This is a genomic window from Streptomyces violens (assembly GCF_000717745.1).
Lineage (GTDB): Bacteria > Actinomycetota > Actinomycetes > Streptomycetales > Streptomycetaceae > Streptomyces > Streptomyces violens.
Window position 1 is genome coordinate 26,887 of record NZ_JOBH01000008.1, and the last position, 13,811, is coordinate 40,697.

Sequence of the window (13,811 nt, forward strand, 5' to 3'; positions counted from 1 at the left end):
CCACGAAGTCTGACTGCCGTACTAGGCAGTTTCGTTTGGATCAGTCGGACGTTGTCCGTGTACGCCGTTGACTGATGCGCAGTGGCCGCGGATCGAGCCGTTACTCCCAGGCCGGACGCCGAAACGGGATGGCCGGTGGCGGGACCACCGGCAGGTCATCGATGCGATCGCCTTCAAGTTCCAGACCGGAACGCAGTGGGTTCACCTGCCGGAGAAGTAGGGAGACTGGCGTGGCATCTACAACTGGCTGCGGTGTGGGCCGTCGGCGGTACATGGGAGCGGGTGTTCACCGCGCTGATGGCCCAAGCCAGCTCCGACGGGGACATCAACTGGGTCGTGTCAGTGGACTCCACGGTCGTGCGGACTCACCAGCATGCGGCCGGAGCCCGCAAGAGGGGGCTCCGGCCGGCGAACCTGACGACCACGCCGTCGGCCGCTCCCGTGGTGGACTGACCACAAAGGTCCACCTCGCTGTCGACGGCCTGCTGCCGGCCCCTGGCGTTCGTCCTCACCGCCGGCCAGGCCGACGACGCACCAGCCCTCACCGTCGTCATGGCGCAAGGCATCGCCACTCGCTACGAGAAGACCGCGACGATACACCTGGCCGGACTCCGCATCGCAGGGATCTTCCTCTGGTCCGCGCGGTGATCACATGAGAGCCCGCAAGGCCATTTCTGATCATCCGTTTCGGGGCCTGTCGGGGGCTGGCGCGGACAGGCGACGAGGCGTCCTGAGACCAGGGGTGCTGTGTGAAGGCTTCCTGGTGAGCCCGCGTTGGTCCAGGGGGTGTCGGGATGCCTGTCCTGGCGGCCAAGGCAGCCCCTGGGCGCGGTGGGCGGTGCCGAGCCGTCCGGCTGCGATCCGGACTGTGTTGTCGTTCGGCGGTACATCGACGGGCTGTGGCGAGGCGCCGGGAGGGCGGTATTGACCCGAGAGTGATGCGTGATTGTCCGTCTCGGGTTTCCGGGCGACCGGGCGGTAACTCTCAATTGCCGCTCAAATAGCCACGCGACCGGGAAGTAACCCTCAAGTTTTGATCAGGCCGGTGGTGAGGTACCGGCAGATTTGTCTAGGGTCTTTTCCGTCAGGCGTAATTCCTGGCCCGGGCACCCACGCATACTCCCCCGTGGTTGTGGGACGCCCGCTCCGGCGTCCCTTTGGCGCCGGGCCGCATCGCGCCCCCGAGCCACCTCCCTCCCCCGGTCCGGGGGCGCGACAGCGGAGCACGCGCCGTACGTCGATGCTGGCCAGGCACGCCGCGCGGGCGAGCGGACAGAGTGGTGCGACTGTCGAAAACCGACGGAGCGCGGAGCCGGAGAGAGACTGGCGGGGCACTCGAAGAGGCACGCAAAGGGGAGCGTAGAGAGCGTAAAGGGTGATTCGAGCGGAATGCTGGAGGGTTTCTCGACGGCTTTTTGGTTACCGGCGAGGAACCTCATGTTTCGCGCAAATCTTGCCCATGATCATTGCCGAAGCATTCGCCGTACAGCAAGGTTTTGGGAAACCCTTTCGCGCAATTCCTCGGAGGCTCCATGGGTGTCCGCCGTGCCGTCGTCGCTGCCGTATCCGCGGCGACAGTGTTGTCTCTCCCCTTCGTTGTGCCGTCCAGCGCTCTCGGTTCTGCCGCTACTGCCGCGAGTTCCGACGCCACCCCCGCCGATGCCACCCCCGCTCATTCAGGGCCGCGGCCACCCGCGGAGCAGCCTGTCGCCGTAGGCAGTGGCGGCGCGGTTTCCAGCGTCAACCCCTACGCGTCCCAGGCCGGCATCGACGTCCTCAAGCACGGTGGCAACGCTGTGGACGCCGCCGTGGCCACCGCGGCTGCGCTCGGTGTCGTCGAGCCGTACTCCGCGGGAGTCGGCGGCGGTGGCTACATGGTCTATTACGACGCCGCGGCCCACCGGGTGCGCACCATCGACGGCCGTGAGACCGCCCCGGCCCGTATGCGCTCGGATTCCTTCATCGACCCGTCGACGGGCAAGCCCATCCCCATGGACGAGGCCGTCAACTCGGGCCTGTCCGTGGGTATTCCGGGCACCCCCGCGACCTGGCAGAAGGCGCTGCACGACTGGGGCACGGTCTCGCTCGCGCGGGCCTTGAAGCCGGCCACTCGGATCGCCGACGACGGCTTCGTCGTCGACCACCAGTTCCGTGCGCAGACCGAGATGAACGAGGACCGCTTCCGGAAGTTCCGCTCCACCAGCGACCTGTTCCTGCCGGGCGGCAAGCTCCCCGAGGTCGGCTCGCGGTTCCGCAACCCGGGCCTGGCCCGTACGTACCGGGAACTCGCACGCGACGGCGTCGGCGCGCTCTACCACGGCGACCTCGGGCGCGAGGTGGTGCGTACGGTCCAGAAGCCGCCCATGGCCGACGGTGCCGAGCCCGTCCGCCCCGGACTGATGGAGACGGGCGACCTCGCGCGCTATGCAGCGCTGGGGCAGGCCCCGACCCGGGCCAACTACCGCGGGCTGGACATCTACTCCATGGCACCGTCCTCCTCCGGCGGCACCACCGTCGGCGAGGCCCTGAACATCCTGGAGAACTACCACCTGTCCAAGGACGACCGGGTCCAGGCGCTCCACCACTACCTGGAGGCCAGCCGGATCGCCTTCGCCGACCGTAACCGCTGGGTGGGCGACCCGAAGTACTCCGACGTGCCGACGCGGGAACTGCTGTCCAAGGACTTCGCCAAGGAGCGCGCCTGCCTGATCCGGCCGGACGCCACGCTCACCAGCCCGGTGGCTCCCGGGGACCCGCGCAAGCCGGGGTCCGGGTGCGTCAAGGGCACCGGCAGCAAGGAGGCGTACGAGGGGCCGTCGACGACCCACCTCGTGGCTTCCGACCGCTGGGGCAACGTGGTCTCCTACACCCTGACGATCGAGCAGACCGGCGGTTCGGCCATCACCGTGCCCGGCCGCGGATTCCTGCTCAACAACGAGCTGACGGACTTCAACTTCACGCCGGTCACGCCGGGGGTGCCGGATCCGAACCTGCCGGGCCCCGGCAAGCGTCCGCGCAGCAGTATGTCGCCGACGATCGTGCTCAAGGACGGCAAGCCGTTCATCGCGGTGGGCTCGCCCGGCGGCGCGACCATCATCACCACGGTGCTGCAGACCCTCGTCAACCGGATCGACCTGGGCATGACGCTGCCGCAAGCGGTGGCCGCGCCGCGCATCTCGCAACGCAACTCGGCCAAGACCGAGGCCGAGCCGGCCTTCCTCGAGTCGCCGGAGCGCACGGCCCTGGAGCGTCTCGGCCAGCACTTCGTCCGCGCCCCGTCGACCTTCACCCCGTCACCGGAGATCGGGGCGGTGGCGGCTCTGGAATTCCGGCCCGACGGCCGCACGCAGGCGGTCGCCGAGCCGAAGCGACGTGATGGCGGCTCCGCGATGGTGCTGCAACCGGCACGCTGACGTCTGAGGACGCGCACCCGCATGCCCAACGAACGGCCCGCCGGCACAGTGCTCGGCGGGCCGTTCGTTCGGTGGGTGCACCAACACAGCAGCGCACAGCCCTGCGAGCCGGGGAGCTGGAGGAGCGGCGCAAGACCCTGCTGGACGCGTCAGAAGCCGGCATGGTCCGGGAGCCCGGCGAAGAGCATGGGAGAACAAGCTCGCCGCGCTCCGCTCCTACCGGCGGGCCACCGGGCACTTCGCCCCGCGCCAGGACGCGGTGTGGGGCGAAGGCGAGGCGATGGTGCCATCGGACAGCACACGGCCAACCTGCGCAGGAAGGGCGGCCCCGGGAAAGGCCGAAGGGCCCGGAATGGGCGCCATGCTCAGCAGTTCAGAGGCTGTGCAAGAACTCGTGAGCACACGGTGAAGGACCGTCGACTCGTGATCGCGCGGTAACGGACCGTCGCCGGGCAGGCCCGTCACTCCGTCTTGGGCTGGGTGCGGCGGGCGTAGGCGCGGGCGGCGCGGGCGCGGTCGCCGCAGCGGGTGGAGCACCAGTGGCGGCGGCCGTGGCGGAGCAGGTAGCGGTTGCAGGGCGGGGAGCCGCAGGCGGTGAGGCGTTCGGCGTCGGGCCCGGTGAGCAGGTCGGCGGCGTCGGCGGCGAGGACCGCCAGGGCGTGATCGACGATCGCGGTGGTGGGGTGCGGGGTGGCGCGATAGGGGCCGGTTTTGTCGTCCCACTGCAGCAGCGGGGCGGTGGGGACGCGGGTCATCGCGTCATTGATGGCACCGACGGCGGCAGGGAGGGCGGGGAGCCCGGCGGCGCGGGAGGCGAGCAGCGATCTGATCTGTTCGCGCAGCGAGCGCAGCTGCGACGCGCACACCTCCAGCATGCCGGCGTCGACCGGTGCGAGGCCGCGCTCCGTCAGCCAGCGGTTGGTCTGCGCAGGAGTCCCCAAGCGATCGATGGTGTGGCCGCCGGGCAAGGCAATCGCGCTGTTGGCCAGGGCAAGGGAGAGGTGCTCTTCCTCCCCTTGGGCGGGCGGCAGGGCGGGCTCTTCGATCACGGACTCCTTCATACCTCTCATGGTACGGCTTGCATTCGTCCGTGAGAAATGGCTACTGTCACATCACGGTTAATCCACATCCATCCGTGAGGTGTATTCCTGTGCCTTCTCCTTCCGCAGCTACCGACCAGTTCCCGGTCCTTGTCTTCGGCGGCCCGACCGCCCTCTTCGAGTACGGCGGCCTGCGCTTCCTGACCGACCCGACCTTCGACGGTCCCGGCGACTACCCCTCGCCCGGCCCGACCTTGACCAAGACCGCCCCTTCCACCGGCAGCCCCGCCGACCTCGGCCCCATCGACGTGGTGCTCCTCTCCCACGACGAGCACGCCGACAACCTCGACACCTCCGGCCGGGCCCTGCTCGCCGACGTCCCCCTCACCCTCACCACCCCCGGCGGCGGACAGCGCCTCGGCGAGAAGGCCACGGGCCTGGCCGACTGGGAGTCCATCGAGCTGGACCGCCCCGACGGCGGCACGGTCACCGTCACCGGCGTCCCCGCCATCCACGGCCCCGGCCCGCGCGAGGAGGTCGAACCGGTCGCCGGCCAGGTGGTCGGCTTCGTCCTGACCGGGGAGGGCCTGCCCACCGTGTACGTCAGCGGCGACAACGCCTCCCTCGACGCGGTCAAGGAGATCGCCGAGCGCTTCGCCCCGGTGGACACCGCGATCCTCTTCGCCGGCGCGCCGCGCTTCGCCGAGGTCTTCGACGGCGAGCTGATCGTCCTGGACAGCGCCCAGGCCACTGAAGCCGCCCAGCTCCTCGGCGCCCGCCGCGTCGTACCCGTCCACTACGACAGCTGGGCCCACTTCACCGAGGGCCGCGACGAGCTGACAGCCGCCTTCACCAAGGCCGGGCTGATCGACCGCCTGCAGATCGGCTGAACGGGCGCCGATCCGCACCCGGTCCCACGGCTCCAGGCCGGTCGGCAGCTCCGTTGCCGGTCGCCCCGGCTCGCGCGGGCCTGCGCACCGCACACCCAGCATGCCCGCGAGCCGGAGAAAACCCTGTCTCTCCCCGCTTCCCCGACAGCCGCCCCGCCCGTCCACCGCGACACGACGCAACCTCGGCGCGGTCCCCCACCACCTGGCCCTTTCGCCCCGCCCGGGCCTGCCCGCCGGAGAACCCATGTCCCGCCACTCGGCACGCTTCACCACCACACCCCCAGTCACCACCGCACCGGACGCCGGGCCTCCGCCCTCCGCCCCGCAGAAGCGCATCCTGACCGCTCTGCTGGTCTCTCAGGTCCTCAGCGGCGCCGGGCTGGCAGCAGGGGTCACCGTCGGAGCCCTTCTGTCGCAGGACATGCTCGGCGGTACGGCCCTGGCCGGCCTGCCCAGCGCCCTGCTCACCGCAGGCTCGGCGCTCGCCGCCGTCGCCGTCGGCCGCATATCCCAGACCCGCGGCCGCCGCCCGGGGCTGGCCACCGGCTACCTCATCGGCGCCCTCGGCAGCGCCGGAGTCATCGCTGCCACCCTCATCGACAACCCCCTCCTGCTCTTCCCCTCCCTGTTCCTCTACGGTGCCGGTACCGCCGCCAACCTCCAGGCCCGCTACGCCGGAGCCGATCTCGCCGCACCCTCCCGCCGCGCCCGCGCGGTCTCCACCGTCCTGGTCGCCACCACCCTCGGCGGCGTCGCCGGCCCCAACCTCGCCGCGCCCGCGGGCGAGTTCGCCGCGGTCCTCGGTCTCCCCCGCCTGTCCGGCCTCTTTCTCGTCTCCGGCGCCGCCTACGCCCTCGCCGCCCTCGTCCTGCTTCTGTGGCTGCGCCCCGACCCTCTCCTGCTCGCCCGCACGCTGCACTCCGAGCAGCAGGCGGCAGGGGCAGACAGCGCCACCGCGGCCGCAGTCGAGCCCCCCTCAGCGGCAACGGGCCGCCGCCCCGATCTGGCGCTGGGCGTACTGATCATGGTCCTCACCCAGCTCGTCATGGTCGCGGTGATGACGATGACCCCCGTCCACATGCACGACCACGGTCAGGGCACCGCCGCCTCCGGCCTCGTCATCGGCCTGCACGTCGGCGCCATGTACCTGCCCTCGCCGCTGACCGGCTGGCTGGTCGACCGCTACGGGCGCAGTGCCATCGCCACAGCCGCCGGGCTCACCCTCCTGGCCTCCGGCGTCCTCGCCGCCACCGCGCCCGGCAACTCCGTACCCCTGCTCGCCCTCGCCCTCATCCTGCTCGGCGTGGGCTGGAACTTCGGCCTGGTCAGCGGCACCACCCTGATCACCGACGCCGTGCCCCTGGCCACCCGCGCCAAGACCCAGGGTCTGGTCGACGTGGCCGTCGCCATCGCCGGCGCCACCGGCGGGCTGGCATCCGGCCTCGTTGTCGCCGCAGCCGGCTACTCCCTCCTGGCCATCGCCGGCGGCGCCCTCGCCCTCGCCGTCCTGCCGGCCATCCTCGCCACCGCCCGGAAACGCTGACCACACAACCGGACCGACCCTTTGGCGCCAGGCACCACGCCCCGGCACCACGCCCCGGCAAGCAGCTCGCCTGCGCCCCGCCGGGGCCCGCTCGGCCGGGTGCCGGCCGAGCGTGCCGTCCGGCGCCGCCCCAAAGCCCCCCGGCGAGGTTGCACAACCCGCGCCGCCGCCGGGTATTTCCCCCACCGCACACAAGGAGTGCTACACCCATGACAGCGACATTCACCCTGCTGACCTCCGGCTACGACAGCTTCGACGAACGCAACGCCGGCCGCGACGGCCGCGAAAAGCCATGGCACGTCGCCTCCACCGTCGCCCTCCTGCGCGACGGTGACACCAACGTCGTCGTCGACCCCGGCATGGTCGCCGATCGCAAGGAGATCCTTGCCCCGCTCGCCGACGCCGGGCTCAGCCCCGAGCAGGTGACCGACGTGGTCTTCAGCCACCACCACCCCGACCACACCCTCAACGCCGCCCTCTTCCCCCACGCACGCGCCCACGACGTCTGGGCCTTCTACGAAAACGACCTCTGGTACGACCGGCCCGCCGACGGCTTCCAGCTCTCGCCCTCGATCCGCCTGATGGAAACCCCCGGCCACACGCCCCAGGACATCAGCACCGTCGCGGAAACCGACGAAGGAACCATCGTCCTCACCCACGTCTGGTGGACCGTCAACGGCCCCGCCGACGACCCCACCTCCAACGACCGCGAAGGCCTGCGCGCCTCACGCCGCAAGATCCTCGACCTCAAGCCCGCCCTGATCGTCCCCGGCCACGGAGCACCCTTCGTGCCCAGCGAGAACACCCCCGTGTAAGGCACACCGCACCAGATCACGCGACGGGGGGCTCCTCTCGGCCCTCTTGGCCCCTCTCGGCCCCTCTTCGCCCCCAAGTGAACCGATCGCGTTCACGTTCCGTCCGCGAAGCAAGCCGAAGGACGAGCCCGCCGCACACGAGCAGTTGCCCCTCATCAAAGCGAGCTCGCGATCCGAAGAAACGGCGTAGCCGCCGCAGTTGGGCAGGGTCCCACCCTGCCCAACTGCCGGGTCGTCAGTGAGACATGCTCCGACCAGCCGCTTCACCGCAAGCCATATGAACACCCGTCTCTGAACATGGGGAAAGGGCTTGATGTGAAGTGCGGTTGAGGTGTGAGACTCGGGCCATGAACACACCAGACAGCAACTTTCTCCTCTTCCGTAACACCATGCGCATCACCGAAGGGCACCTGGAGGGATTCCGCAGCGCCATAAACCGTGCGGTGGACTTTGTCGAACAGCACGGGCCCCAGCTCATGGTGGAGGTCTTTGTCGACGAGGAGCGGCTCCTCGCGCACAGCTTCCAGCTGTACCGGGACTCGGACTCCGTCCGCGAACACTGGAAGCTGTCGGATCCGTACATCCAGGACGTGATGGAGCACTGCACCGTGGAGCACTTCGAGGTGTTCGGCGAGCCGGACGAGGACGTGATCGCAGGCATCCGGGCGGCGCTCGGCGATCAGCTCACGCCCGCATTCTCACCACGCTTCACCGGCTTCGTACGGTTCGGCGGGGAGTGATCAGGCGCTTGGCAGAGGGGCCACGGAAGGCGGAGTCGCACTGCCGCGCGTAGGCGATGTACGCGGCTTCGGGAGCCACCCGAGCTCCGGCCGACGACATGTCGAAGCCGTGCGCACGGGCGAAACCACGCCAGCGTGGATCGTCCTTCTTGCCTTCCGCGGCCGGCAACCCGTACGCGCGGACCTGCTCGTGGGTCAGAGCAATCCGCTGCACGCGGGTCCAGCACCCGGTGCGCAAATGCGCGGAGCCGTTCACGATTTGGTCTGCGCCGTCTGCGACGCCGCGACCTGCCCGCCCACGGGAACGTCACCCCGGGGTGTGACCGCGTGCCCCTGACCGTTACGCCGCCGCGGCGGGGCGCCGTGCGGAGCCGCCGATACTGAAACCCGGCTTACGCGGGTGCCAAGGCCGCTGACGCCGCCCAGACCAGCGACAGGACCAGCACCACGGCACCGGCTCCGGCATGACGTTCGGGAGGTTGACCGCCGGCGCCTCCGGATGCACCCGACAGCCGTCCAGCAGCCCGTCGTGGAACGTGTACGCGCCGCCCACCCCGGCGCAGTCAACGCCCAGGGCGACGGGCAAGAGGAAGCCGTCCCGCGCGCGCAGCCAGAAGACGGCGGTGACGCCGATCGCCGTTGCCACGACCGAACTAGCCGGGATGGCCAGTCCAGTGGAGTCGATGAGGATCTTCGAATCGGCCCACGCCCCAGCGACCGTCGCCGCGCAAGCGGCCAGGCGCATCACCGCTCAGCGCCACAGCGACCCCACCACCGTGCGAGGCAAGTGCTCTGCGAGAGCCGGAGAAATGGAGGAGGTCGTGCTCACATCATGACCCACGCCCCTGATGCCGACGCAGTCTCTCGGCGTCTGCGTCTGCACACCCAGTCGAGGACGGAGGCCGGACAGCGAGCGCCTTTCACAGTGTGCGCACGGTTAGGGTCTTGGTCATGTTCGTGCACTCCAACGCTCTCAATGGCAACCGTCGGCATCGCCTGGTCATGGGGGCGATCCTCACGCCGTTCCTGGTCCTGATGGGCGTGGCGCTGAGTGCCGCGGCCGTGAGTATGTCCGAGCGGCCTTCGTTGTTGATCGGCCTCGGCTCGGCTGCGATTTCGGCGTACGCAGTCGCCTGGTGGTCGGCCCGCTACTGGTACACGGCCTTCCGGGAGGGACGGTCCTCCCAGCCCGTTCCCGAGCCCCACCCGTGGCCCTGGCTGCTGCCTCCGCTCGTGCTCGGTGGGGCCTTCGCCACCACCGGCATCGGCGCTGTGCAGGACGGGAAGACCGCAGCCGCGGTCATCAGTCTGGTGCTCGCCACCATGCTCCTTCTTCCCGCAGCCATCTCCGTCGTCGTGGCGATGTACTTCCTGCGAGAGAGGCGCTCCGGTACATCGGGCACAACGGACGCCGGGCAGAACACCTCCGGGCATGTACCGCAACGGCCGCATCGGGCCTGGGGATCGATCGACTGACCGTACAGAACTCACACTCAGCACGCGATCGAGGTTCGCCGCGCCCAGCTCCATCCTCCTCCTGATGACTCAGTCAGTGCCGCCACGCCCCACTCCCCGAACGGCCCGGATGACGCCTGCCCGTCCGGCGCGCCGCGTGCCATGCTGTCGCCACAGCGCACCACGACGCACCGTCCCGCACCACCCCGCCCCACGACGCACCACCCCTCACCTGCCGCGGCAGGACCCGCGCGAAGTACCTGACAGTACTGTTCCGGACTGTTCCGGGAGGCTCGATCATGTCGTTGCGGCCCCGCCTCGCTCCTCGCTCCGCGCGGCCCCGCCTCGCTCCTCGCTCCGTGCAGCGCTGTTCATGGGTGCGTCCACGGTTATGTGCCGCGGGAGTGGCCGTCGCCATGGTGTTGTCGGTCCTGGTGGCCGGCTGCTCGGGTGGGGGTGGCGGGGGCGAAGACGACGACACCTTTGTGTATCTCGCGCCCCAGGGGCTCGTCACCGAGTGGGACCCGGCACGCTCGTACTCCGATGAAGTGGTGGTGCTGTCGAACGTGTACGAGACCCTGACCCGTTACAACGCCGACACCCGCCGGACGGAGGGGGTGCTCGCGACCCGGTGGACGTCGTCCAAGGACCGTCGGACCTGGACGTTCACCCTGCGGGACGGGGTGCGGTTCCACTCCGGGCGGCCGCTCACCGCCGAGGCGGTGAAGGCGGCCATCGAGCGCACCATGAGGCTGAAGGCCAGCGCCTCCTACGTGTGGGATCCGGTGGAGAAGATCGTCCCGGTCGGGGCGCGGCAGGTCCGGTTCGAGCTGTCCCGGCCGGCGCCCCTGGACATCGTCGCCTCCGCCACGTACGCGGCCTATATCTATGAGGTGAGGGACGACGCGAAGGACTACCGGGCCACGGACCGGGGCACCGGCCCGTACACCGTCAGCGCGTGGCGGCCGGGCAGCGAGAACGAGGTGGAGCTGACCGCCTTCCAGGACTACTGGGGTGGCTGGCACGGGAACCGCTACCAGAAGGTGATCTTCCAGGCGGTACCGCAGTCGTCCACAACGGCGCAGCTCATGAGCTCGGGGGAAGGGGACTACGCCGGAGGGCTGCCGCCGCAGTTGGTGGACACCCTGCGTGGCCGGCCGGGCCTTTCGGTACGGGAACGGCCCTCGTGGCAGACCCTTATCGGCCTGTTGAACACCGAGAAGGAACCGCTGGACGATGTACGGGTGCGGCGGGCCGTCGTGCACGCGCTGGACTACGGGGAGCTCATCGCCGCGAGCAGGGGTGCACTCGTACGTTCCGACGGTGTCATTCCGCAGGGCTTGCTCGGGCACACCAATGACCTCGACCTGCCCAACGACGACCTGGACGCCGACCGCGCCCGTGCACGGAAGCTGCTGAAGGAGGCCGGGTACGGGCCGGGCAGCGGACGGACCGTCGAACTGGAGCTGACCTACCCGGCGGGCGACGACACCGCTCGCACCCTCGGCGACCTGATGACGGCACAGCTGCGCCCGTTCGGCATAGACCTGCAGGTCCGGGGCCTGACGTGGTCATCGGCCCAGTGGCCGCGCGCCAAGAAGAAGGACCCGGACGAGCGCCAGGACATCTTCGTCATGTACTGGTGGCCGGACGACGCCGAGTCACTTTCGTACTTCCGCAATGTGTTCCGCACCGAGAAGGAGATCTCCTACAACCTCGCCTACTACTCCAACCCCGAGCTCGACCGGCTCATCGACCGGGTCGGCGCACTCACGGCCACCGACCCGGCCCGGGCCGCGCGGACCTACCGCACCATGCAGAAGATCCTCATCAACGACGCGCCCGTCCTCTTCCTCGGCACCACGACCTATCGGCGGGTGCTGAGCAGCGATGTCAAGGGGTTCACCGACAACCCGGCCTACGCCAACGTGGTGTTCGTCCATGACCTCACCCACCGCTAGGGCGGGGTGCGGACGTGATGCGCGCCGGGAACGGCCGCGGAATGCCGGTGCTCTGTTACGCGGCCCGCCGGGCGGGACTGTCGCTCCTGGTGGCCCTCGGTGTGGTGGTACTGACGTACCTGATCGCGCGCGTGGTGCCCAGCGACCCGGCCGGCGTGTGGGCGGGCCCCCGGGCCACGGCCGCCGAACGAGCCCGTGTACGCGCTGAGTTGGGCCTGGACCGTCCGGTTCACGAGCAGATCGTCTCCTACGTGGCAGGCGTGTGGCATGGCGACTGGGGTGTTTCCGTACGCACTCACCGCCCCGTCCGCAGCGATCTGTTCGGACTGCTGCCCAACACCCTCCAGATGGTGCTCGCCGGGCTGGTCGTCGGGCTGATGGTGGGGGTGCCTGCTGGGCTGGCCGCTGCGCGGTGGCACGGGCGGTTCCCCGACGGGCTGGTGCGGTTCGGCGCACTGCTGGGTGCTTCGATGCCGGTGTTCTGGCTGGCGCTGCTCCTGCAGATGTTCTTCGCGAGCCGACTCGGGCTGCTGCCGATCGCCGGCAGCCACGACCGCACGGTGCTCGCCGCACACCCGGTGACCGGCGTCACCGGCCTGCCACTGCTCGACGCCGTGCTCACCGGCAACGGGGCGGCGGCCACCAGTCTCCTCAGCCACCTGATCCTGCCCGCCCTCGTGGTGGCCACCTATCCGGCCGCCGTCATCACCCGCCTGGTGCGGGCAAGCGTCATGGACGCACTCGGCGAGACCCACATCCAGATGGTGCGCTCCCTCGGCTTCCCCGAGCGCGCCGTACTCGGCCGCTTCGCGCTGCGGCTCGCCTGGAACCCGGTACTGCAGCTCAGCGCGCTGGTCTTCGGGTACTCGCTGGTCAACACGTTCCTGGTGGAGGCGGTGTTCAACTATCCGGGTCTCGGGCGGTACGCGGCCGACGCGGTGAAGGCCCTCGATGTGCCGGCCGTCCTCGGCGTGACCCTCCTGGTCGCGTTGCTCTACCTTGCCGCGAACCTGGCCGTCGACCTGGCACAGGCCGCCCTCGACCCACGTATCCGACTGCGGTGATCGCGTATGACGGCCTCACCTTCCCTCTCGCGCCCCTCCCCCACCCGCCGGGCGCCAGGTGCGCTGCGCAGCCGGGCGACGCTGGTCCTGGCAGTCGGCGGTCTGCTGCTCATCGCGGTCCTGGCGCTGCTCGCTCCCGTACTGGTCCCGTACCCGGAGCACGCGACCGGCGCCACCGACACCGCTCAGGCACTGCGTCCTCCCTCGGCCGCCCATTGGTTCGGCACCGACGAGCTGGGCCGTGACGTGTTCTCCCGGGTGCTGTGCGGCGCGCGGATCGGTCCGGTGGTCGCGGTGCTGGTCGTGGCGGTCTCCTTGCTGGTCGGTACCGCGATCGGGCTGATCGCCGGGTACTTCGGCGGATGGATCGACGAGGTGCTGATGCGCCTCACCGATGTCTTCCTGGCGGTGCCCGCCCTGTTGCTGGCGCTGGCCCTGACCACGGTGCTGGCTCCCGGTCCGGCCGGGCTGACGGTGGCACTGGCCGTGACCTGGTGGCCGTGGTACGCCCGGCTGGTGCGCGGTGAGGCCGCGTCGGTGACCGGACGTGCGTACATCGAAGCCTGTCGCGCCCTGGGGCTCGGCCACCGCCGCATCCTGCTCCGCCACGTCCTGCCCAACGCCTCGACCCCGTTGCTGGTCCAGGCTTCGACCGACGTCGGCGGGGTCCTGCTCGTCGCCTCCGGGCTGTCCTTCCTCGGGCTGGGCCCACAGGCGCCGACGCCCGACTGGGGGCTGATGGTGGAACAGTCGCAGAACTACTTCACCACCCACTGGTGGCTCGGCACCTTCCCCGGCCTGGCCATCATGGTGGTCGCGGCGTTGTGCTTCCTGCTCGGTGACGCCCTGCGCGACCGCCTCGACCCTCGGCACATCCCCAGGACCTGACC

12 protein-coding genes and 1 pseudogene are annotated in these 13,811 nt (G+C 70.1%); 11 read left to right on the forward strand and 2 right to left on the reverse strand.

Going from position 1 to position 13,811, the window contains the following annotated elements:
- The first annotated feature begins 67 nt into the window (after positions 1-67).
- The 3 genes and pseudogenes from IF04_RS40395 to IF04_RS39815 all read left to right on the forward strand — a co-directional run.
- Positions 68-220, forward strand: coding sequence for a transposase (locus tag IF04_RS40395; RefSeq protein ID WP_106975619.1), 153 nt, complete (start codon positions 68-70; stop codon positions 218-220).
- Between the two features lie 1,312 nt (positions 221-1,532).
- The gene (gene ggt, locus IF04_RS0116290; RefSeq protein ID WP_078600378.1) at positions 1,533-3,413 is read left to right on the forward strand and encodes a gamma-glutamyltransferase; all 1,881 of its coding nucleotides are present in this window, start codon (positions 1,533-1,535) and stop codon (positions 3,411-3,413) included.
- A gap of 86 nt (positions 3,414-3,499) precedes the next feature.
- A pseudogene (locus IF04_RS39815) lies at positions 3,500-3,749 on the forward strand (helicase associated domain-containing protein); the annotation flags it as partial.
- 125 nt (positions 3,750-3,874) lie between these two features.
- Here IF04_RS39815 and IF04_RS0116295 read toward each other — a convergent pair.
- Entirely contained in the window at positions 3,875-4,474 is a 600-nt protein-coding gene (locus IF04_RS0116295; RefSeq protein WP_037959675.1) for a CGNR zinc finger domain-containing protein, read from the reverse strand.
- Between the two features lie 89 nt (positions 4,475-4,563).
- Between IF04_RS0116295 and IF04_RS0116300 the strand changes: the two genes are divergently transcribed.
- The 4 genes from IF04_RS0116300 (at position 4,564) to IF04_RS0116315 (ending at position 8,441) form a co-directional block, all read left to right on the forward strand.
- Positions 4,564-5,343, forward strand: a complete 780-nt coding sequence (locus IF04_RS0116300) for an MBL fold metallo-hydrolase (RefSeq protein ID WP_030257124.1) — start codon at positions 4,564-4,566, stop codon at positions 5,341-5,343.
- 244 nt (positions 5,344-5,587) lie between these two features.
- Positions 5,588-6,886 carry an MFS transporter gene (locus IF04_RS0116305; RefSeq protein WP_030257126.1) on the forward strand — a complete coding sequence of 433 codons (1,299 nt, stop codon included), beginning with the start codon at positions 5,588-5,590 and terminating at the stop codon, positions 6,884-6,886.
- A gap of 209 nt (positions 6,887-7,095) precedes the next feature.
- The gene (locus tag IF04_RS0116310) at positions 7,096-7,701 is read left to right on the forward strand and encodes an MBL fold metallo-hydrolase (RefSeq protein WP_030257129.1); all 606 of its coding nucleotides are present in this window, start codon (positions 7,096-7,098) and stop codon (positions 7,699-7,701) included.
- A gap of 347 nt (positions 7,702-8,048) precedes the next feature.
- On the forward strand, positions 8,049-8,441 hold the full coding sequence (locus tag IF04_RS0116315; protein ID WP_030257132.1) for a hypothetical protein: 393 nt from the start codon (positions 8,049-8,051) through the stop codon (positions 8,439-8,441).
- 340 nt (positions 8,442-8,781) lie between these two features.
- Here the strand turns inward: IF04_RS0116315 and IF04_RS0116320 are convergent, their stop codons facing one another.
- A complete protein-coding gene (locus IF04_RS0116320; RefSeq protein WP_030257135.1) occupies positions 8,782-9,186 on the reverse strand; it encodes a hypothetical protein in 405 nt (134 codons plus the stop codon).
- Between the two features lie 206 nt (positions 9,187-9,392).
- On the opposite strand from IF04_RS0116320, the gene IF04_RS0116325 reads away from it, so the two are divergent.
- The 4 genes from IF04_RS0116325 (at position 9,393) to IF04_RS0116340 (ending at position 13,809) form a co-directional block, all read left to right on the forward strand.
- Entirely contained in the window at positions 9,393-9,917 is a 525-nt protein-coding gene (locus IF04_RS0116325; RefSeq protein WP_157847660.1) for a hypothetical protein, read from the forward strand.
- Between the two features lie 395 nt (positions 9,918-10,312).
- Positions 10,313-11,857, forward strand: coding sequence for an ABC transporter substrate-binding protein (locus IF04_RS0116330; protein ID WP_051831294.1), 1,545 nt, complete (start codon positions 10,313-10,315; stop codon positions 11,855-11,857).
- 17 nt (positions 11,858-11,874) lie between these two features.
- The gene (locus tag IF04_RS0116335) at positions 11,875-12,921 is read left to right on the forward strand and encodes an ABC transporter permease (protein WP_211259820.1); all 1,047 of its coding nucleotides are present in this window, start codon (positions 11,875-11,877) and stop codon (positions 12,919-12,921) included.
- A 6-nt stretch (positions 12,922-12,927) separates the two neighbouring features.
- The gene (locus IF04_RS0116340; protein ID WP_030257148.1) at positions 12,928-13,809 is read left to right on the forward strand and encodes an ABC transporter permease; all 882 of its coding nucleotides are present in this window, start codon (positions 12,928-12,930) and stop codon (positions 13,807-13,809) included.
- Positions 13,810-13,811: the final 2 nt, after the last annotated feature.